This is a genomic window from Frateuria sp. (assembly GCF_035695185.1).
Classification (GTDB): Bacteria; Pseudomonadota; Gammaproteobacteria; order Xanthomonadales; family Rhodanobacteraceae; genus Frateuria_A.
On record NZ_DASSES010000179.1, the window covers coordinates 1 to 21,304 of the forward strand.

17 protein-coding genes and 1 pseudogene are annotated in these 21,304 nt (G+C 71.0%); 14 read left to right on the top strand and 4 right to left on the bottom strand.

Annotated features, from left to right (window positions below; genetic code table 11):
- From gspE to VFH59_RS14500, 14 genes are all read left to right on the top strand, one after another.
- A partial coding sequence (gene gspE / locus VFH59_RS14435) for a type II secretion system ATPase GspE (RefSeq protein WP_325165606.1) occupies positions 1-1,402 on the top strand: 1,402 nt, incomplete at its 5' end.
- A 206-nt stretch (positions 1,403-1,608) separates the two neighbouring features.
- Complete coding sequence (gene gspF, locus VFH59_RS14440) at positions 1,609-2,826, top strand: type II secretion system inner membrane protein GspF (protein ID WP_325165607.1); 1,218 nt, start codon at positions 1,609-1,611, stop codon at positions 2,824-2,826.
- A 43-nt stretch (positions 2,827-2,869) separates the two neighbouring features.
- On the top strand, positions 2,870-3,277 hold the full coding sequence (gene gspG / locus VFH59_RS14445; protein WP_325165620.1) for a type II secretion system major pseudopilin GspG: 408 nt from the start codon (positions 2,870-2,872) through the stop codon (positions 3,275-3,277).
- A gap of 119 nt (positions 3,278-3,396) precedes the next feature.
- Complete coding sequence (locus VFH59_RS14450) at positions 3,397-3,855, top strand: GspH/FimT family pseudopilin (RefSeq protein ID WP_325165621.1); 459 nt, start codon at positions 3,397-3,399, stop codon at positions 3,853-3,855.
- A gap of 59 nt (positions 3,856-3,914) precedes the next feature.
- Positions 3,915-4,418 carry a type IV pilus modification PilV family protein gene (locus VFH59_RS14455; protein ID WP_325165608.1) on the top strand — a complete coding sequence of 168 codons (504 nt, stop codon included), beginning with the start codon at positions 3,915-3,917 and terminating at the stop codon, positions 4,416-4,418.
- A complete protein-coding gene (locus tag VFH59_RS14460) occupies positions 4,415-5,188 on the top strand; it encodes a prepilin-type N-terminal cleavage/methylation domain-containing protein (protein ID WP_325165609.1) in 774 nt (257 codons plus the stop codon). The genes VFH59_RS14455 and VFH59_RS14460 overlap by 4 nt, the downstream gene beginning before the upstream one ends.
- A complete protein-coding gene (locus VFH59_RS14465; RefSeq protein WP_325165610.1) occupies positions 5,185-6,033 on the top strand; it encodes a type II secretion system protein GspK in 849 nt (282 codons plus the stop codon). Before VFH59_RS14460 ends, VFH59_RS14465 begins: the two co-directional genes overlap by 4 nt.
- Positions 6,030-7,196, top strand: coding sequence for a PilN domain-containing protein (locus VFH59_RS14470; protein WP_325165611.1), 1,167 nt, complete (start codon positions 6,030-6,032; stop codon positions 7,194-7,196). The genes VFH59_RS14465 and VFH59_RS14470 overlap by 4 nt, the downstream gene beginning before the upstream one ends.
- Entirely contained in the window at positions 7,193-7,846 is a 654-nt protein-coding gene (gspM, locus tag VFH59_RS14475) for a type II secretion system protein GspM (protein WP_325165612.1), read from the top strand. The genes VFH59_RS14470 and gspM overlap by 4 nt, the downstream gene beginning before the upstream one ends.
- Positions 7,843-8,673, top strand: a complete 831-nt coding sequence (locus VFH59_RS14480) for a hypothetical protein (protein WP_325165613.1) — start codon at positions 7,843-7,845, stop codon at positions 8,671-8,673. The genes gspM and VFH59_RS14480 overlap by 4 nt, the downstream gene beginning before the upstream one ends.
- Before the next feature lie 3 nt (positions 8,674-8,676).
- Positions 8,677-11,304: a type II secretion system secretin GspD gene (gene gspD, locus VFH59_RS14485; protein WP_325165614.1), complete on the top strand. Its 2,628-nt coding sequence runs from the start codon at positions 8,677-8,679 to the stop codon at positions 11,302-11,304.
- Between the two features lie 104 nt (positions 11,305-11,408).
- Positions 11,409-13,964: an ATP-dependent helicase HrpB gene (gene hrpB / locus VFH59_RS14490; RefSeq protein ID WP_325165615.1), complete on the top strand. Its 2,556-nt coding sequence runs from the start codon at positions 11,409-11,411 to the stop codon at positions 13,962-13,964.
- 75 nt (positions 13,965-14,039) lie between these two features.
- A complete protein-coding gene (locus VFH59_RS14495) occupies positions 14,040-14,729 on the top strand; it encodes a helix-turn-helix transcriptional regulator (RefSeq protein WP_325165616.1) in 690 nt (229 codons plus the stop codon).
- A gap of 90 nt (positions 14,730-14,819) precedes the next feature.
- The gene (locus VFH59_RS14500) at positions 14,820-15,398 is read left to right on the top strand and encodes an isoprenylcysteine carboxylmethyltransferase family protein (protein ID WP_325165617.1); all 579 of its coding nucleotides are present in this window, start codon (positions 14,820-14,822) and stop codon (positions 15,396-15,398) included.
- Between the two features lie 9 nt (positions 15,399-15,407).
- Here VFH59_RS14500 and VFH59_RS14505 read toward each other — a convergent pair whose 3' ends face one another.
- From VFH59_RS14505 to VFH59_RS14520, 4 genes and pseudogenes are all read right to left on the bottom strand, one after another.
- Positions 15,408-16,352 carry an alpha/beta fold hydrolase gene (locus VFH59_RS14505; RefSeq protein WP_325165622.1) on the bottom strand — a complete coding sequence of 315 codons (945 nt, stop codon included), beginning with the start codon at positions 16,350-16,352 and terminating at the stop codon, positions 15,408-15,410.
- Between the two features lie 165 nt (positions 16,353-16,517).
- Positions 16,518-18,374: a M1 family metallopeptidase gene (locus VFH59_RS14510; protein ID WP_325165618.1), complete on the bottom strand. Its 1,857-nt coding sequence runs from the start codon at positions 18,372-18,374 to the stop codon at positions 16,518-16,520.
- 204 nt (positions 18,375-18,578) lie between these two features.
- Positions 18,579-19,931 (bottom strand): amidohydrolase family protein, encoded by a 1,353-nt coding sequence (locus VFH59_RS14515; RefSeq protein ID WP_325165619.1) that lies wholly within the window; start codon positions 19,929-19,931, stop codon positions 18,579-18,581.
- Positions 19,932-20,010: 79 nt separating this feature from the next.
- Positions 20,011-21,304, bottom strand: a pseudogene (locus VFH59_RS14520) (glycerol-3-phosphate 1-O-acyltransferase); the annotation flags it as partial.

Genomic DNA, 21,304 nt, shown 5'->3' on the forward strand with positions numbered 1-21,304 from the left:
GGGCGAGGACGACCTGGCGCTGGTGGTGGCTGATCCGGCCGATCCCTATCCGCTGCAGGCGATCGAACTGGCCGCCGGCCGGCCGGTGGCCCTGCGCGTCGGCCTGCGTTCGGAAATCGATGACCTGATCGAGCGCTACTACGGCACCGGCCGCTCCGCGATGGGCACGATCGTGGAAAACCTCGGCGGCGAGGCCAGCGAGGAGGACGACGTCGAACACCTGCGCGATCTCGCCTCCGAGGCGCCGGTGATCCGGCTGGTCAACCTGATCCTCCAGCGCGCGGTCGAGCAGCGTGCGTCGGACGTGCACATCGAGCCGTTCGAGAACCGGCTGAAGGTGCGCTACCGCATCGACGGTGTCCTGCACGAAGTCGAGGCGCCACCGTCCTCTTCCACCGCCGCGGTGATCTCGCGCGTCAAGATCATGGCCAAGCTCAACATCGCCGAGCGCCGGCTGCCGCAGGATGGCCGCATCCAGTTGCGCGTGCAGGGCAAGGAGCTGGACCTGCGCGTGTCGACCGTGCCGACCGCGTACGGCGAGTCGGTGGTGATGCGCATCCTGGACCGCGAGTCGGTGGTGTTCGATTTCGCCTCGCTCGGTTTCACGCCGGAGTTCGAGCAGCGCTTCGTCGAGGTCCTCGAGCGCCCCAACGGCATCCTGCTGGTGACCGGCCCGACCGGTTCGGGCAAGACCACCACGCTGTACACCGCGCTCTCGCGAATCAATACGCCCGACGTGAAGATCATCACCGTCGAGGACCCGGTCGAGTACCAGCTCGAAGGCATCAACCAGATCCAGGTCAAGCCGCAGATCGGGCTCGACTTCGCCAATGCGCTGCGCTCGATCATGCGCCAGGATCCGGACGTGATCATGATCGGCGAGATGCGCGACCTGGAGACCTGCCGCATCGCGATCCAGTCCGCGCTGACCGGTCACCTGGTGCTCTCCACGCTGCACACCAACTCGGCCGCCGGCGGCGTCACCCGGCTCCTTGATATGGGTGTCGAGGATTACCTGCTCGGCTCGACCGTCAACGCGATCCTGGCCCAACGGCTGGTGCGCCGGCTCGATCCGGAGACGGCCATTCCCTACGAGGCCTCGCCCGAGGTGATCGCCGAATTCGAGCTGGAGAAGTACACCGACGAGCGCCCGATCCGGCTGTGGAAGCCCGGTAGCAGCACGGCCAACCCGACCGGCTACCGCGGCCGCCGTGCCATCGTCGAATTCCTGGTGATGAGCGAGCCGCTGCGCCGGCTGGTGATGCAGCGCGCCGATGCCAGCGAGATCGAGCGCGTGGCGCGTGCCGAGGGCATGCGCACGATGTACGAGGACGGCATCGCCAAGGCCGTGGCCGGCGTCACCACCCTCGAGGAGGTGCTGCGTGTCACGCAGGAGGGCTGATGCCGTGCGGGGCGGCGGTCTTGCTTCCTCTCCCCGCCGGGGTGAGGGGGCGGGGCTCGCCCGAAGCGCTCCCGGAGCGATCGCGGCTCTTGTCTGGAAAAGCGCGAGCATGCGCGCCCCTGCTTTTCATTCCCTGCAAGCCTTGACCCCTCACCCCAGCCCTCTCCCCGGTGGGGAGAGGGCGCAGCGCGCGCGGGGCCTCTGACATGGCGCAGTTCCGCTACCGCGCCATCAGCGCCGCCGGGGAGGTGCTGCAGGGCCAGATCGAGGCGCCCAGCCTGGAGGAGGCGATCGGCCGCCTGCAGGACCAGGGCCACACGCCGCTGGAGGCCAAGCCCGCCGACGCCCTGGGCGAGGGCTCGGCGTTCGCCGCGCTGTTCAAGCGAGGCCCGTTCACCGGCGACCAGCTGGCGCAATTCACCCACCAGCTGGCCACGCTGCTCGGCGCCGGCCAGCCGCTGGACCGCGCGCTGGGCATCCTGATGGAACTGCCCGAGGCCGAGCGCGCCAAGCGCCTGGTCGAGCGCGTGCGCGACCGCGTGCGCGGCGGCACCACGCTGTCGCAGGCGCTGGACGAGGAACACGGCGTGTTCCCCAAGCTGTACATCTCGCTGGTACGCGCAGGCGAGGCCGGCGGTTCGCTGGAAGACACCCTGCGCCGCCTGGCCGAATACCTGGAGCGCGCCCAGCAACTGCGCGGCAGCATCATCAATGCACTGATCTATCCGGCCTTCCTGCTGATCGGCGTGCTCGGCTCGCTGGTGCTGCTGCTGGCCTACGTGGTGCCGCAGTTCGTGCCGATCTTCCAGGACATGCAGGTCCCCATCCCGCTGATCACCCGCGTGGTGCTGTTCATCGGCCAGGTGCTCCAGACCTGGTGGTGGTTGCTGCTGATCGTGCTGATCGCGGGCATCGCCGTGTGGCGCGCACGCCTGCGCGATCCGGCGATGCGGATGGCCTGGCACGCCAGGCTGCTGACCCTGCGCGTGATCGGGCCGCTGCTGCTGAAGGTCGAGACCGCGCGTATCGCGCGCACGCTCGGCACCCTGCTCAAGAACGGTGTGCCGCTGCTCACCGCGATCGGCATCGCGCGCCAGGTCACGAGCAACACCGCGCTGGACGACGCGCTCGCGCAGGCGGCCGAGCAGGTCAAGGGCGGTGGCGGCCTGAGTGCCGCGCTCGCGCGCTCGCAGCGCTTCCCGCGGCTGTCGTTGCAGATGGTGCAGGTGGGCGAGGAAGCGGGGCAGCTGGACAGCATGCTGCTGAAGGTCGCCGATACCTTCGACCTCGAATCGAAGCGTGCGATCGACCGCCTGCTGGCCGCGCTGGTGCCGGCGCTGACCATCGTGATGACCGTGCTGGTGGCGATCATCATGGCGGCGATCCTGCTACCCCTGCTGAGCCTCACGGCAAACATTCAATGATGTGGAGAATGCAATGAGTTCGAATGTCCAACGCAACCGCTCGATGCGGGCGCGGCGCGCCCGCGGCTTCACCCTGCTGGAGATGCTCGCCGTGATCGTGCTGATCGGCATCATCGGCGCCATCGTGGTGCGCCAGGTCGGCGGCAGCGTCGACAAGGGCAAGTACGGCGCCGGCAAGGCACAGCTGATGACGCTCGGCCAGAAGATCGAGAACTACGCGCTCGACAACGGCTCGCCGCCGGCGGGCCTGGATGCGCTGGTGAAGAAGCCGCCGAACGCGCCGAACTGGCAGGGCCCGTACGCCAAGCCCTCGGACCTGGTCGACCCGTTCGGCCATCCGTTCGGCTACAAGGCGCCGGGCGAACACGGCAGCTACGACCTGGTGTTCTACGGCCAGGACGGCAAGCCCGGTGGCGACGGCTACAGCAAGGACATCGGCAGCTGGCAATGAAAGCAGGGAACCGCGAACGGGAAGCGCCGGACCGGGGACGCCACGCGTCCCCGGGTTTCGCGCACGCCCGAAGCGTGCGACGCGGCGCTCGCGCCGGGTCGCCCCGTTTCCCGTTCCCGGTGCCCGGTTCCCGGCGCGCGACGCATGTTCGCGGCTTCACCCTGCTCGAGATGCTCGCGGTGATCCTGCTGATCGGCATCGCCGCGGCGGCGGCTGCCGTGTCGGTCACCCAGGGGCTCGCCAGCGCGCGCACGCGGGCGGCCAGCGTGGAGCTCGCGGCCGCGTTGCGGACCACCCGTGCGCAGGCCATCGTCAAGGGCAAGGAACAGACGTTCGACCTGGACACCAAGAGCGCCAGCTACCAGGCCGCCGGTGGCCGGGAGGTGGCGCTGCCCAGGGGCATGCGCCTGTCCATCACCAGTGCGCGCGAGGACCAGCCGGACAACCACACCGGCCGCATCCGCTTCTTTCCCGACGGCAGCTCCACCGGTGGCCACATCGTCCTGCAGCGCGGTGAGCGTCGCTGGCAGGTCAACGTGGCGTGGCTCACGGGCGCGGTGAGCGTGGTGACGATATGAGCGCGGGAAACCGGATTCCGGCAACGGGGAACAAAGGGTGCCTTGCATCCGGCCAGCCCATGCCCGCCCGTGGCGCAGCGCATGCGTCGCGCGGGACGGCGCATTTCCGGTGCCGCGTTCCCCGTTCGCGAACGGCAGCGCGTGCCCACGGCTTCACCCTGCTGGAAGTGATCGCCGCGGTGCTGCTGCTGGCCATCACCTTCGCCTCGCTGATGCGCGTGGCCGGCAGTTCGCTCAACCTCACCGCGCGCTCGGCCGAGCGCAGCGAAGCGGCGATGTGGGCACGCAGCCTGCTCGACAGCGCGTTCGTGCTCGAGCCGATCCGCACCGGCCGCCGCAGCGGGCGCTTCGACGAGCGCTATCGCTGGCAGCTCGACGTGCAGCCGTTCCAGCCCCCGGCCACCGCGCAAGCGAGCGGCCCACAGCCGCGCGCGCCGGCCTCGCCGCTCAAGCTCTACCGGCTCGACCTGGACGTGATGTGGCACAGCGCGGGGCACGACTACACGGCGCGCTTCAGCACGTTGCGCGCCGGTGGCCCGCAGCCGGGGGGGGCTGGAACGTGAGGGCGGGGCAGGTGTGGGGCCAGCAGGCCCAAGGGTCTGCCCCGGTCCGGTACGACCGGGCCGGTCTGCGCGGGGATCCTGCCCGTTCCCCGCGCGCCGCGCGCGCCCACGGCTTCACCCTGCTCGAAACGCTTGCCGCGCTGGCCCTGCTTGCGCTGTTGCTGGTAGGCGTCTACTCGGGCATCCGCACCGCCTCGCACAGCGTGCGCTCGGGCACCGCCGCGGTGGAACGGCTCGACGCGGTGCGCTCGGCGCAGCAGTTCCTGCGCAACGAGCTGGCGCAGGCGATGACCCAGCAGCTGGGCAAGAACCCGGAGAACGACGAACCGATCTTCTTCCGCGGCGAGCCGGGCTCGATGAGCTTCGTCGCGCCTTTGCCGGGCTATCTCGGCAAGCTCGGGCCGCAGGTGCAGACGCTCGAACTGGTCGACAACGGCAAGGGCGGGCAGCGGTTGCAGGTCCGCTTCGCCCTGCTGCCGCCCAGCGGCGAGCCGCTCAAGCCCGGACCGCCGCAGGTGCTGCTGGAGGACGTGCGCGAGGCGAGCTTCCATTACCGCGGGGTCGACGCGCAGGGGCGCCCCGGGGCATGGCGCAGCGACTGGCGCCAGGGCGACCACCTGCCGCAGCTGGTGCGCATCGACCTCAGGCTTCCCGCCGGCGGGTACTGGCCGCAGCTGACTGCGCCGCTGCGGGTGGATGCATCGGCCAACCAGCGCCAGTTCGCCATGCTCGATGCCGCGGGCCAGAACATCGCCTGGAGCTCGCCGTGAGCGCGCGCCGGAGCCAGCGCGGCGTCGCCCTGCTGCTGGTGCTGTGGGCCTGCACGCTGCTGGCGATCATGCTGGGCGGCTATGCGATGAGCGCGCGCACCGAAGGCCTGCAGGCGCGCTTCCAGTTCGCCCAGGTGCAGGCGCACTACGCGGCGGAGGCTGGCCTGTCGCGTGCCATCTATGGCCTGCAGGACCCGCGGCTGGCCGAGCGCTGGCTGGCCGACGGTCGGCCCTACAGGTTCCGCTTCGACGGCGCCGAGGTCCAGGTCAGCGCGGTCGACGAGGGTGGCAAGGTGGACCTCAACAGCGCCTCGCCGATTGTGCTGCAGGGCCTGTTCCGCGCGGCCGGCCTGCGCCCGGGCGAGGCGCAGCAGCTGGCTGCCGCGGTGGTCGACTGGCGCGAGTTCAACGCCGGCCGCAAGGTGGGCCTGGACGTGTACCAGGCCAACGGTTACCAGGCGCGCCATGCGCCCTTCCTGAGCATCGAGGAGTTGCAGCAGGTGGCAGGCATGACGCCCGCGCTGTACCGGAAAATCGCCGGCGCCATCACCATCTGGTCCGGCCGCGACAGTCCCGATCCGAACACCGCCCAGCCACTGGCGCTGGCGGCGATCCCGGGCATGACCCCCGAACGGGTGGCCCAGGTGCTCGCGGCGCGGAAGAACACGCGACCCGGCGTGGCCGGCCTGTTCGCCGGCAACGGAGTGACGCATAGTATTCGTTCGGAGGCCACGATGGCCGACGGCACGCGCGCCGTGCTGCATGCCACCGTACGCCTGCAGGGCGTTCGTGCGGGGGCGCAGCCCTATGCGGTGCTGCACTGGCGGGAGGGTGACCGCGAATGACCAACGCAACGCAATCGCTGCGGCCGCAACTGGACCGCGCGCGCCGCGCCTGGCGCGCCTCGCCGCTGCCGCGCTTCTTCGCCTGGTGGTTCGGCGAACTGGGTGCACTGCTGCCGGCTTCGTGGGGCCGGCTGTTCGGCGGCGGCGCGCAGTGGTACCTGCTGCAGCGAACCGACGGCCGCTGGGAACTGCGCCGTGCCGGGGAGTCGGAGGTGCGTGCGCAATGGCCGCGCGGCACCGAGGCGGCGATCGAGCAGGCCGCGCTGTCGGCGGCGGTGCGCGAGGTGGACCGCGAGGACCTGCGCCTGGCGCTGCTGCTGCCGGCCACGGCGGCCCTGCGCCGCCGACTGCTGCTGCCGCGCGCGGCTGCGGACAACCTGCAGCAGGTGGGCGCCTTCGAGATGGACCGGCAGACGCCTTTCCGCGTCGAGCAGGTCTATTACGCCGTGCTGGAGCTGGACACCCCGGCGCCGGCCGGGCGCTTCTTCGCCGAACTGGTGGCGGTACCCCGCGACACGCTCGATCCGCTGGTGGCCGAACTGGAAGGCGCCGGCATCCGCGTCGATGCGGTGGACGTCGCCGAGGGCACCGGCCGGCTCGGCGTGAACCTGCTGCCGGCGGCGCGGGTGCCTTACCGCACCAACCCGCGCCAGCGCCTCAACCTGGCGCTCGCCGGTGCCGCCGTGCTGCTGCTGGTGCTGGCGCTGGCGCAATGGCTCAACAACCGCGAGCAGGCGCTCGCCGCCATGCAGGCGCAAGTGCAGGACATGCAGGCCGAGGCACAACAGGTCGCCGCCTTGCGCCAGGAACTGCAGGACAACGCCGGCGCCGCCAGTTTCCTGGTCCGGCGCAAGCAGAACCGCGTGACGATGCTCGACCTGCTGCTCGACCTCACCCGCCGGATGCCGCAGAGCGCCTGGCTGGAACGACTGAGCGTCGATCCGAGCGGGCAGGTCGGCTTCCAGGGCCAGGCGCCGCAGGCCGCGGCGTTGATCGATGCGCTGAAGGATTCGAAGGTCGTCCGCGATCCCAACTTCCAGGGCAGCATCCAGCCCGACCCGGCCAGCGGCAAGGAGCGCTTCTACATGGTCGCGCAGCTGCGCCAGGCCGGTACCGGGGCATCGCCGGCGCCGGCCAGCGCGGGCACGGAGGCGCAGCCATGAGGCGCCTGGAACTGAAGCCGCGCGACAGCCGCATCGCCGCCGTGCTGCTGCTGGTGCTGGCGCTGGTGCTGCTCTATTTCCTGCTGGTGCATTGGTGGTTCGTGGCGCCGCTGCGCGCGGTCGACGCGCAGATGGCCGACCTGCGCGACACCCAGAGCCGCTACGCCGCGGCGATCGCCGAGAAGCCGGCGCTGCAGAAACGCATCGCCGAGCTGGGCGCCGGGCAGGCGGCCAGCGCCGCATTCCTGCCCGAGAGCGACCCCAGTGCCGCCTCGGCCGGGCTGATGCAGCGGGTGGTCGATGCGGTCGGTGCGCACACCGCCGGCGGCGCCTGCGAGGTCACCCAGAAGATGCCGCTGCCCAACCCGCCGGACGACGACAACAGCCCCTACCGCAAGGCCGCCGTCAGCATCAGCCTGCGCTGCGACATGGAACCGCTGGTGGCGGTCCTCAACGCGCTGGAGCAGGGCACGCCTTATCTTTTCGTAGACGACTTGAGCATCTATCGCAACCCGGTCGCCGCGCAGCAGGGCAACCAGCCGGTGCTCGAAGTGCAGTTCACCCTGTCCGGTTACGTGCGGCCGTCGCACGGTGCAGTGGCCGCCACGCCGGCCGCCGCCACCAGCGCTGGCGGCGGGGAGGGGCCATGAACGCCGCCGCGCAACGCCGCCTGACCGTGCCACTGGTCGTCGCCACCGTGGTCGTCGGGGTGCTGTTCCTGGCGCTGCTGGCCGGCATCGGCCGCGGCGTGCACTGGGCCGCGCCACGGGCACCGACGCCGCTGCCGGCCCAGCATGCCGCCACGCTGCCGCCGCCGGTGCCGCTGGAACACTATGCGCCGGTGTGGCAGCAGCCGCTGTTCAATCCGGACCGCAAGCCGGTGGCGCACGCCGCCAGCGGCGGCAGCCAGCTCGGCGACATGCAGCTGACCGGCATCATCATCACGCCCTCGCTGCGCATGGCCCTGCTGCACAACAAGCGCGAAGCCGACAAGAACCAGGAGCTGCGCGTGAAGGAAGGTGCCAGCCTGCCGGACGGCAGCTGGACCCTGGTCGAGGTCAGGCCGCGTTCGGCCGTGTTCGACTCCTCCAGCGGCCGCATCGAACTGCAGCTGCCGGCCGGGATACCGATCGACCAGGTACGGCCCGGCCCGGCCGCCGCCGGCTCCGTGCCGGTGCTGCCGGACGAGGTCATCGACCGCTCCCATCGCCTGCAGCCGCCGGACGAGGATGAAGAGAACGGCAACCCGCAGCCCGGCGAACCGGCCTCCAGCCCGGCCCCGCCGCAGAGCGGTGGCGACGAAGACAACCGGCCGAGCGGCGGCGCCGCCATCCAGGCCCTGCGTGGCGGCGCACCCGCCCGCATGGAGATGAACAACGAGGAGCGCCAGGCCGCGCGCCTGCGCCTGCTCAAGGCCGCCATCCAGAAACGCCGCGCCGAACAGGCAGCCGCGAAGGCCCAACAAGGAGATCGCTGACCCATGTTCCCCAACGCCCTGCACCGTCTTTTCCGGGTCGGCGCCGTCGCGCTGACGGTCTGGCTTGTCGGCTGCTCCAGCATGCCGCAGCCGCGCGACGACTACGCGCTGCAGCGCGAGGCCATCGCCGGTACCGAGAAGCCCGCGCCGGCGCCGCTGCCACTCAACAACAACGTGGGTCCGGCCGGTCAGGCCGGCCCGCAGCCGCAGATCAATACCGGCACCGGCGAGTTCATCCACCCCCAGGCGCTGGCCCGTCCACGCCCGCCGGCGCACGGCCAGGGCGCGGTCACCTTCAACTTCGAGAACCAGCCGGTGCAGGCGGTGGTCAAGGCGATCCTCGGCGACTTCCTGAAGAAGAACTACACCATCGTGCCCGGCGTGCAGGGCAACATCTCCTTCTCCACCTCCGAGCCGATCGACGCCAGCCAGGCGCTGCCGGTGCTGGAGACGCTGCTGTCCTGGACCGGCAACGCGCTGGTGCGCCAGGGCAACAGCTACGTGGTGATGCCGGCCAAGAACGCGGTCGCCGGCAGCGTCGCGCCCAGCCTCGGCGCGGTGGCGCCGCAGGGCGGCATGCAGGCGCGGCTGTTCCCGCTGCACTACATCTCCGCCGCGCAGATGCAGAAGCTGATCAAGCCGTTCGCGCGGCCCGATTCCATCCTGCTGGCCGACCCGGCGCGCAACGTGCTGGTGCTGGCCGGCTCGCCGCAGGAGCTGGACAACTACGCGCGCACCGTGCGCACCTTCGACGTCGACTGGCTCAAGGGCATGTCGGTGGGCGTGTTCAGCCTGGAGCGCGCCAACGTGACCGAGCTGATGCCCAAGCTGGATGCGATCTTCGGCAAGCAGGGCGACAGCCCGCTGGCCGGCATGCTGCGCTTCATCCCGATCGAGCGCACCAACGCGCTGGTGGTGATCAGCACGCAGCCGGACTACCTGCAGGAGGTGGGCGACTGGATCGCGCGCATCGACCGCGGCGGCGGCAACGAGCCGCAGCTGTACGTCTACGACGTGCGCAACATCAAGGCCTCGGACCTGGCCCGCTACCTGGCGCAGATCTACACCAATGCCTCGGCGAGCGGCAGCAGCGGCGGCGCGGTCGGCCCGGGGCTCACCTCGGGTACCCAGGGCAATGCCGACAACACCAATGGTGCCGCCATGGGCAGCACCGCGGGCAGCTTCGGCAACAGCGGCGGCATCGCCGGCGGTGAAGGCGCATTCAAGGGTGGCAACGACACCGGCACGGGCGCCACCGGCGGCCTGGCCGGCGCCGGCGGCAACTACGACAACGGCGGCATGGGCGGCGTCGGCAACGCGGGCACGCCCGGCGGGTTCGGCAACACCGGTGGCCTGGCCAACGCCACCAGCGCCGCCAACGACCAGCAGTACAGTTCCGCCGATGGCTCGATCAAGATTTCCTCGGTCGACGCCAACAACCAGCTGCTGGTGCGTGCGCGGCCGTCGCAATGGGCCGAGATCGAAAGCGCGATCCAGCGCCTGGACAACGTGCCGCTGCAGGTGCAGATCGAGACGCGCATCCTCGAGGTGCAGCTGACCGGCGCGTTCCAGTTCGGCGTGCAGTGGTACCTGGAAGGCCTGGTCGGCGGCACGCCCAACAGCAGCGGCGGGATCACCCCCGGCCAGCCGGGCAACCAGCAGCAATGGGCGCTGGGCAACGGCGGCATGATCTACAACCCGACCGGCGACTCGTTCTTCTACTCCTTCCTCAACAACAACCTGCAGGTGGCATTGCACGCGCAGGAGACCAAGGGCAACGTCAAGACGCTCTCGGCGCCCTCGCTGGTGGTGATGAACAACCAGGTGGCGCACATCCAGGCGGGCGACGAGATCCCGGTCAACCAGACCTTCTTCACCACCGGCCTGGGCACCAACACGGACAACAATCCGACCACGGTCGGGCAGGTGCAGTACATCAGTACCGGCGTGATCCTCGACGTGCAGCCGCGCATCAATCCGGGTGGCCTGGTCTACCTCAACATCAAGCAGCAGGTGAGCGTGCCGGGCACCAAGGACACCAACGGCAACTACACCATCCAGCAGCGCGAGATCGCCACCCAGGTTGGCGTGCAGAGCGGCCAGACCGTGCTGCTCGGCGGGCTGATCCGCCAGGACGAGGGCAACACCGATACCGGCATCCCGGGCCTCAACCGCATCCCGCTGATCGGTCGCCTGTTCGGCAGCACCGACCGCCACCGCAACCGCTCCGAACTGATCGTGCTGATCACCCCGCGGGTGATCGGGTCCAGCGACGATGCCAAGCGCATCACCGACGAGTACCAGGCCAAGTTCGAGTCGCTCGCGCCGCTGCGGGCGGAACGCGCCAAGGAGCCGCCGCCGGCGGCCGCCTCGCCGGCCGACGTGCCGCTGCCCACGCCGCCGGCCACGCCCGAGCAGCTCAACCAGCAGGCCGAGGCCGCGCTCAAGCGGACCGACTACGCCGCGGCGCAGCGGCTGGCGCTGGAGTCCTGGCGCAACGGCCCGCAGCACGGCGAGCTGTGCGCGCGCAACTGGCAGATCATCGCCAGTGTCCGCACGCACCTGGGCGACACCGGCGGCGTGGACACGGCACGCAAGTGGGTGACCCAGTGCATGGCCGGCGGCAAATAGCGGGAGCCCGCCGGACGATGCCCTGCCCCTGATCGGCAGGGTATCGCCCGCCAGCGGCACGCCGGCCACGGGCGCCGGCGCAGCACCGGCTATCATCGGCCCGGATGACGCAAGCCCCACCCGCCTTCCCGATCGACCCGCTGCTGCCGGAGCTGCGCGCGTCGCTCGCCAGCCACCCGCGACTGGTCCTCGAAGCCCCGCCCGGCGCCGGCAAGACCACCCGGGTGCCGCCCGCGCTGCTCGATGCGCCGTGGCTGCAAGGCCGGCGCGTCGTGATGCTCGAGCCCCGCCGCATCGCCGCGCGCGCCGCCGCCCAGTTCATGGCGGCCCAGCGCGGCGAAGAAGTCGGCCGGACCGTCGGCTACCGCATCCGCTTCGAGTCGCGGGTGAGCGCGGCCACGTGCATCGAAGTGGTCACCGAGGGCATCCTCACGCGGCTGATCCAGGACGACCCGGAACTGGCCGGCGTCGGCGCGATCCTGTTCGACGAATTCCATGAGCGTCACCTGGCCGGCGATCTCGGCCTGGCACTGGCGCTCGACGTGCAGGCAACCCTGCGCCCGGACCTGCGCCTGCTGGTGATGTCGGCCACGCTCGACGGCGAGCGCATCGCGCACTGGCTGGACGCGCCGCGCCTGTCCAGCCCGGGCCGCAGCTTTCCCGTGCGCATCGCGCATCCGCCGGCGCGTGCGCAGGAGACCCCGGAACACCACCTGGCCCGCATCACGCGACAGGCGCTCGAGGAGAACCCCGGCGACGTGCTGGTGTTCCTGCCTGGCCGTCGCGAGATAGCACGCGCGAACGCGCTGCTGGAAAAGACTCTCCACCTTCCCGAAGGGGGCGGGTTCGAGATCCTACCGCTGCACGGCGAACTCTCGCTGGCCGAACAGCAGGCCGCGCTGGCGCCCGCCGAGCCGGGCACGCGGCGTGTCATCCTCGCCACCAACGTGGCCGAGTCGAGCGTGACCCTGCCCGGCATCCGTGCGGTGATCGATGCGGGCCTCGCCCGCGAGCCCCGCTTCGATCCCAACTCGGGTTTCTCGCGGCTGGAAACGGTGCCGATCTCGCAGGCTTCGGCCGACCAGCGCGCCGGCCGCGCCGGTCGCGTCGCCGAAGGCACCGCCTACCGCCTGTGGCCACAAAGCCGTCGCCTGGACGCCGCGCGCACGCCGGAGATCGCGCAGGCCGAGCTCTCGGGACTCGCACTGGAACTGGCCGCCTGGGGCGTCAGCGCCGGCGGTGCCGCCGCGCTGAGCTGGCTGGATCCGCCGCCACCGGGCGCGCTGGCGCAGGCGCGCGAGCTGCTCGCCGCGCTGGACGCGCTCGATGCGGACGGCCGCATCACGGCGCTGGGCCGGCAGATGCTCGAACTCGGCGCGACGCCGCGGCTGGCGGCCATGGCGCTGCGTGCCCCGCCGGAACTGCGTCCGCTGGCTGCCGACCTGCTGGCCCTGGTCGAGGCGCGCTCGCCGCTGCGGGGTGAACAGGCGCGCAGCGACGATTTCCGCGCGCGCGTGGAGGCCCTGCATGCCTGGCGCGATCGACGTGCCACCGGCCCGGGTTCCGCCGCCGGGACGGGTACGCGCGGCGGCTTCGACAGCGGCGCCATGGCTGCCATCGAGCAGGCGGCCAAGGGCTGGCGCAGACGTCTGGACGTCCGCACGGCCGCGAGTGGGGTGCCGGACAGCCACGCCGTCGGCGACCTGCTGCTGCATGCCTGGCCCGACCGCATCGCCCGCCAGGACGAGGCCAACCCGCGCCGCTACACGCTGGCCAACGGCCGGGGCGCCATCCTGCACGAGGCCAGCGCGCTGTTCGGCGAACCGTGGCTGGTGGTGCTCGACCTGCGACTGGAGGCGCGCGACAGCCTGGTGCTGGCCGCCGCGCCGTTCGATCCGCGACGCCTGGAGCAGGATTTCCCGCAGCACTTCCGGCGCCAGCGCACGCTGCGCTGGAACGAGGCGCGCGCCGCGGTGGAAGCATTCGAGGAGCGGCGCTTCGGCGAGATCGTGCTGGAACGGCGCAGCGTGCCGGTCCAGGCCGAAGACGCCTTGCCCGCACTGCTCGCGGCGATCCGCGACCGCGGCATCGATGCGTTGCCTTGGAGCGAGAACGCGCGCCGCCTGCGCGCGCGCATGCAGGCGCTGGCCGGCTGGATGCCCGAACTGGGCCTGCCGGATGTCGCCGACGCCATGCTGCTGGCCTCCCTGGAGCACTGGCTCGGCCCGTACCTCCAGGGCAAGCGCAGGCTCGACGCGCTCGCGGCCGACGAGCTCTCCCAGGCGCTCGCCACGCTGTACGACTACGAGCAACGCCGCCAGCTCGACCAGCACGCGCCGGAAACCCTCGCCGTGCCCAGCGGCCAGGTGCGCCGGCTCGACTATCCGCCGGGCCAGCCCCCCGTGCTGGCGGTGAAGCTGCAGGAACTGTTCGGCCTGGCCGATACGCCGCGCGTGGCGGGCGGCCGCGTGCCGGTCACGCTGCACCTGCTCTCGCCGGCCGGCCGGCCGATCCAGGTCACGCAGGACCTCAAGGGCTTCTGGGAGCGCACCTATCCCGAGGTGAAGAAGGAACTCAAGGGTCGCTATCCAAGGCACCCGTGGCCGGATGATCCGTGGTCGGCCACGCCCACGCATCGCGCGAAGCCGCGCGGGACCTAGCCGCCCCTTGGCGGATACGCGCCGCTTCGGTGCGCAACGAAACGTTCGCCGCGCGGGCGCCATAGACTGCCCTCCATGCCCCCCGCCTCCCTCACTCCGCATCAGCTGGCCGAAATCGGCGCCTTGCTCGCCGAGCCGGCCCGGGCAGCGATGCTGCTCGCCCTGGTCGACGGCACCGCACGGCCGGCCGGCGAGCTGGCGCAGGCCGCGGGTGTCGGCGCACCGACCGCCAGCGCACACCTCAAGCGCCTGCTCGAAGGCGGCCTGCTCGCCGTGCACGCGCAGGGACGCCATCGCTACTACCGCCTGGCCGGCGACGAAGTGGCCGGCTGGCTCGAGGCGCTGGCGCTGCCGCGTCCTTCGCTGACACCGCCCACCGGCGATGCGGGCCTGCGCCGCGCGCGCAGCTGCTATCGCCACCTCGCCGGCCAGTTGGGCGTGGCCTTGTGCGGCGTGCTGCTTGACCGGGGCCTGCTGGCAACCACCAGCGACGGCCTGGCCCTGCGCACCGATGGCGTCGCGGCGCTGGCCCGGGCGGGACTCGACCCGGCCGCGGCCACCCGGCTGGCAGGCCTGCGCGGCCGCGGATGCCTGGACTGGACCGAGCGCCGCCTGCACGTGGGTGGCCCGCTCGGCGTGGCACTGACCGCTGCCATGCTCGACGCCGGCTGGTTGCGCCATGCCCCGCGCGGGCGCGCGCTGCTGCCCAGCGCCGAGGGCCTGCGCCGGCTGGCTTCGCTCGGCGTGCGGCTGCCTGGCGACTGAGACACCGAGGCGCCCGCCGCGGCCCGCGGCACTCTGCTACCGTGCCTGCCGCATGCGCAGGCTGGGACCTGCAAGGACACGGGGGGCATCATGGGTTTCGACACCACACCCTGGATCGAGGCGGCCTGGGCGGTCTTTCTGGTGTACTGGGGCGCGAGCGCGCGCTGGGTCAAGCGCCCGGTCCGCAGCGAACCGCTGGGACCGCGCCTGTTCAAGTACTGGCTGCCGCTGGCGGTTGCCGCGCTGCTGATCCGGCCGGTACGCAGCTACCCCTCGTCCCTGCTGCACTGGCGCGTCATGCCGGACGCCGCGTGGGTCGCGATGCTCGGCCTGGCCCTGACCTGGGCCGGCGTGCTGTTCGCCTGCCGTGCGCGCAGCGTGCTGGGCGCCAACTGGAGTTCGGAGGTGCAGATCAAGCACGGGCACGAGCTGGTCGTGCGCGGGCCCTACCGGCTGGTGCGCCACCCGATCTATACCGGGCTGCTGCTGGCCCTGCTGGGCAGCGCGCTCGCGCTGGGCGAGCTGCGCGGCCTGCTCGCCCTCGCCATCGTCGCGGTGTCGTTCATGATGAAGCTGCGGCTGGAAGAGCGCTGGATGCGCGAGCAGTTCGGCAGCGCGTACGACGACTACGTGCGGCGGGTGAAGGCGCTGGTGCCCGGCGTGTTCTAGCGGGGCGGGTCAGCGCCCCAGCACGAACCCGGTCAGCACCTGCGCGGTGGCTTCGGGCTTTTCCATCATCGGCATGTGGTTGCAGCCGGTGAGCAGGCTGGAGCTGATCGCCGGGGCCTGGACCAGGCCGTTGCGCAGGCTGTCCAGCGCGGACGGGTCGACCAGGCGGTCCTCCCGGCACCACAGGCCCAGTACCGGCATGGTCAGCCGTCCGAGCTGCTGCTGCAGCGACAGGAAATCCGCCGGCCGACGCAACGCGGCCAGGGTGCGCTGGATGAACGCCCGATCGTTCCGGTTGCGGGCGACGAAGACGTCCTCGATGCGACCGGGCACCTTCGGCGGCTGCAGGAACGCGAGCCTGAGCGCGTGTTCGAAGCCGGCGCGGTCGTCGTAGACGAACGGGTCCTTGCCGGCGCGGATGGCGCGGTCGAAGTCGTTCTCCCTGGCCTTCAGGCCGTAGGCGTCCAGCAGCGCAAGCGCCGCGACCCCCTGCGGGTGTCCGGCGGCGTACACGCCGGCGATCGCGCCGCCCATCGAGTGGCCGACCAGCACGAATCGCTGCAGCTTCAGCGCCGCGAGGAAGGCCTGCAGGCGCCCGGCCTGCGCCTGGACGTCGTAGCTGGCGTCCGGCATGCGCGAGGACTGGCCCCAACCGGGGAGGTCCGGGATCACCAGGTGGAAGTGCGGCGTGAGCTGCGCGGCCAGCGGCAACCAGACGGTCTTGTCGGCGGCGAAGCCGTGCAGCAGCACCAGCGTCGGCCCCTGGCCGCCTTCGTAGTAACTCCAGGTAGTGTCGCCGGCGCGCAGCGTGTGTTCCTCCACGTGGGCGGCCATCGCCTGGCGCATCACGTGCGCGCGCAGCAGCCATTGCGGCGCGAACAGGTAGCTGCCGCCGAGCACGAGCACCACCAGCGCCACCAGCACGCCGAAGAACTTCAGGCGGCGGTACAGCATGTGCTGCCAGAGGGGACGGGTGGTCGCGGGCGGGGTCATCGGCGTTCCTTCGATTGAGCTCTGGATCCCCCCCCCTGCGTGCAAGGGGAGCTTGGGAGGGGGGGGCAGAGGCGGGGAGCAACCCCTCCCCAGCCTCCCCTGCAAGCAGGGGAGGGAGTCGGTGGCTTACTGCTTGCCGGCCTTGGCCTTGCGCAGGATCGACTCGATCGCCCCCTGGGTCAGCGGGTGGTAGCCGTCCTTCGCCTGGGCGTAGGCCGCCTCGGCATAGGCAAGGCCCGCGGGCGTGGCGGCGAAGGCCTTGTACACGGGCAGGGTGAGGTACATGCGGCCGATCCGGGTCATGTGCTCGCGCGCGTCTTCCCACACGCCCTTGTCGCCGGCGGCGATGGCGTGGCTGTACCAGCGCATGCCGATCTCGGCGTTCGGTGTCCCGGTGAGATGCCAGGCGGCATCGAGCTGCCTGATCTTCGACAGCGGCGGCGCATCGGGCAGGCGGTCGAGGAAGTACATCCACTCCTGCGTGTTCCAGCCCTTGGCATCCAGCTGCGCCGCGTCCAGCGTGCCGGCGAGGAAGTCCGCGCGCTCCCTGTCGATCGCCTGGAAGCGGGCGGACGTCGGCAGCGGCGCATCCTTGGGGATGCCCGGCTGGTAGACCCAGGCCCTGGCCTCGTCCCAGGCCATCTTGCCCGGGTGCGTGTCGAACAGGTTGGCCTTCATGTCGGCGAGCATCTGCTCGGTGGTGATCGAGGTGAAGGCGTGGCGGTGGAAGTAGGCCTTCAACCAGGCGTCGAAGGTCGCGCGGCCGAAGCGCTGCTCGAGCGTGCGCAGGAACCAGGAGCCCTTGTCGTAGGCGACGTCGGAGAGCGCGTCGTCCGCGCCGATGCCGCGTGGCTCGGGCGCCAGGCGCTGGGTGTTCTCGGGCATCTCGCCGATCGACTTCTGCAGTGCGCGGGCCGACAGCAGCGCCTCCTCGTCGGCCAGCGCCTTGCCGTAGACCGCCTCGGTGATGCGGCCCTGCACGTAGGTGGTGAAGCCCTCGTTGAGCCAGATGTCGCGCCAGCTCGCGGCGGTCACCAGGTTGCCCGACCAGGAGTGCGCCAGTTCATGCGACACCAGCGAGACCAGGCTCTTGTCGCCGACCAGCACGGTCGGCGTGGCGAAGGTCATGTTCGGGTTTTCCATGCCGCCGAACGGGAAGGAGGGCGGCAGTACCAGGATGTCGTAACGACCCCAGGCGTAGGGGCCGTAGAGCGTCTCGGTCGCCTCGATCAGTTTTTCGGTGTCCTCGAACTCGTGGGCCGCCTTGCCGACCACCGATGGCTCGGCATAGACGGCCGAACGCGGGCCGGTCTCCCTGACCGCGATGTCGCCCGCTGCGATCGCCAGCAGGTAGGAGGGGATCGGGTGCGGCTGGTCGAAGCGGAAGTCGCCGTCGAGCGGATGCTTTGCGTCGTTGAGCGCGCTCATCACCACGCGCACGTCCTTCGGCGCGGTCACGTGCGCCGAATAGGTGAAGCGGATCGCCGGCGAGTCCTGCAGCGGCACCCACGAGCGGGCGTGGATCGACTCGGACTGCGAGAACATGAAAGGCAGTTTTCGGTCGGCCGTCTGCGCGGGTGTCAGCCACTGCAGGCCGGAAGCCTGCGGCGAGGTCGCATAGACGATGCGTACCTTGGCCGGATGCTTCGGCGCCTGGATGGTGAGCTTGCTGCCAAGCTCCTTGTCGCGGGGTGCCAGCGCGAACTTCAGCGCGGTGGCGCGTCCGGTGGCGTCCAGGCCCTCGACCTTGGCGACTTTGAGATCGCGGGTGTCCAGCACCAGTGCGGGCGCCCCGGGGCTCTTCCAGTCCAGGCTCAGCGTGGCGGTACCGTCCAGCGCCTTGTGCGGGAAGTCGATCGCCAGGTCGAGATCCAGGTGGGTCACGCGCACCTGGTCGGGCTGCGCATAGGAATGCGGGTCGGCGGCAAGGGCGGACAGCGGCAGGACGAACGCGCCGAGGGCGAGGGCGGGAATCACGCGCATGCGGGTCTTTCTCCGGGGACGGAAGCGGCGAGTATGCCATCCGCCCGTGCGGGCATGCCCGTGACGGAAGGGCTGGTGTCCCGCGGGTTCCGCTTCGCCGGTGCCGCCGGGAGTGAGGGGCTCCGCTTGCCCTTCCGGGCCGGGTTCCCGCGAGCCGGCCCCTCACCCCGGCCCTCTCCCCGCGGGGGAGAGGGGCAACGGTGTTTACAGCACGGGTTTGCCGTCCTGCTTGTAGATCGTGCCGTCCTTCATCACGAAGCCCACCCGCTGCAGCGCCGTGATGTCCTCGAGCGGGTTGCCGGGCACGGCGATCACGTCGGCGTGGCGGCCGGGCTGGATCTGGCCCAGCTCGTCGGACTTGTGCAGCAGCGCGGCCGCATGGGTGGTCGCGGCCTGGATCACGTACATCGGCGGCATGCCCGCCTGCACCATGTACGCGAACTCCTTGGCGTTCTGTCCGTGCGGGTACACCGCCGCGTCGGTACCGAAGGCGATCTTCACGCCCGCCTTATAGGCGCGGCCCGCGGTGGCCAGGATGATCGGGCCGACCTGCCTGGCCTTGCGCGCCACCTGCGGCGGGTAGTAGCCGGGCTTGGCCGCCATCTGCTCGACGTACTTGCCGGCGATGATGGTGGGCACGTACCAGGTGCCGTGCTCCTTCATGAGCTTCATGTCCGCGTCATCCATGAAGGTGCCATGCTCGATCGAGTCGACGCCCGCCAGGACGGCCCGGCGGATCGCTTCGGCGCCGTGCGCGTGGGCGGCCACGGTGAAGCCATAGTCGTGCGCGGCGGCGACCACGGCCTTGATCTCCTCGATCGTCATCTGCGGGTTGTCGGCGCTGGAGCTCTCGTCCAGCACGCCACCGGAGGGCATGATCTTGATCACGTCGACCCCGTCCTTGTAATGCTGGCGCACCGCCTTCCACGCATCGGCGGGGCTGTTGATGATGCCGTCTTTGGGGCCCGGGTTGCCGGCCAGATCCTGGCGGTAACCGTCGGTGGGATCGGCGTGGCCGCCGGTGGAGCCGATCGGCACGCCCGCGGTGAAGATCCGCGGGCCGGGCACCACGCCGGCATTGATCGCGTTGCGCAGGGCGATCGACTCGTTGTCGCCGTCGCCGAGGTTGCGCACGGCGGTGAAACCGGCGAGCAGGGTGCGCCTGGCGTACACCGTGGAGCGGATCGCGTAGTCGGCCGGATTCCAGCGGAACTGGTCGGTGTAGCCGGTGGGGCTGGTCTCGAAGGTCAGGTGGGTGTGCGCATCGATCAGGCCGGGCAGGCAGGTGTCGCCGGTCAGGTCGACCAGCTGGAATGCCTTCCCGTGCACCTTGGCCTCGGCCGCGTAGCTGCTGGCATCGGCGGTGCCCGGACGGATTTCACGGATGCGCCCGGCGTCGACGACCAGGGTGGTCTCGCCCAGCAGCTTGCCGGCCGCCGGGTCGAGCAGGTGCGGGCAATGCAGCACGGTCAACGCGCCCTGGGCCGGCGCTTCGGCAGCGAGCAGGGGACTGGCCGCCAGCACGGCGGCGAGGGCAAGCACGGGACGAACGGTCATCGGCAGCTTCCTCTGGAGGGAGCGCCCATCATAGGCAGCTTGTCCGGCCACCGCACAGGCCGGCCCCGGGAAGGCAGGCCTAGGTGTCCTTGCCCTCGTGCCCGTGCGCGTGCTGATGCTGCTCGGCCTCGACGTGGCGCCGGTGCAGGTCCTCGCTGCCGCTGTCCTCGGGCACGTGGGTGACCGGCTTGGGCGGGGCATCCATGTCGCCGTCCACGCCGGTGATCTTCAGGATCGAGTGGCGAACCTCGCGCGCCAGGATCACGCGGGCGTCGCGCACCATGTCCTCCAGCGCGCGGTCGTAGTCCAGCTTGCCGCCCTCGTCGGTCCACACGATCCTCTGCTCGCGCAGCTTCTGGATGAAGCCGCGGAACAGCGCCTTGTCGAAGAACTCCGGCGCCGACTGCTCGTTGAGCAGCGACAGCCGCTGCGCGGTGAGCGCGCAGGCGTTCTCCAGCTCCCCCGCACTGGTGGTGTGCGGGCCGTTCTTGGCCAGCGCGGCGATGGTGATGTAGTAGCGCTCGAACGCCTGGATCAGGCTGCGCGCGATGGTCTTGAGCTGGAACGCGGCATCGTCCTGGCCCGGCCCGCGCTCGAGCACGCGGCCGTCGGCGGAAGCCTCCAGCAGGCCGCGACGCACGAAGAAGTCGATGGTGCCCTGCATCTGCGCCACGAAGCCGTCCGAGTCCCAGGGCAGGAACAGCTCGCCCTGGATGAACGGGTAGATGATCCGGCCCAGGCGCAGCATCGAGGCGCGCGTCATGCGCCGGTTGTTCAGGAAGCAGCAGGACACCCATGCCGCGGTCGCGGTCAGGTGCAGCACGTTGTTGCGGAAGTACGAAAGCAGCACCGCGTTCTCGTCGTCGGCTTTCAGCACGTCGCCCAGCGGATGGCGCACGCGGCGGATCCAGCCCATCTGCTCGCCGTAGGCGATGATCGCGGGCGGATCCATCGGCGTTACGGTGATGCGGTCGGAGTAGGGCAGCTCGACCAGCAGTGCGCGGGTCAGCTCCAGCTGCGCCAGCAGGTCGTTCTCGGCCATCGCGTGCTTGGGCGTGGCCAGCAGTGCCAGCGCCAGCAGGTTGATCGGGTTGACGTCGGCGGCGCGGTTGATGTTGACCTGGATGCGTTCCGCGAGGTCGTCCACCACGCGGCCCAGCCACTCGGGCTTGGCGTCCGGATCGCCGCTGGCGGCGCGCCAGCCGCTGCTGGCCGCGTCCAGCAGCGGGGTCAGCTCGATCGGCTCGCCGAAATTGAGCGCGACGTGGCCGTAGCGCTGGCGCAGCACCTTCAGCCCCTTGAGCAGGCCGAGCAGGGATTCCTTCTCCTTCGGTTTGCCGGAAAGCTCCCCGATGTAGCTCTTGCCCTCCATC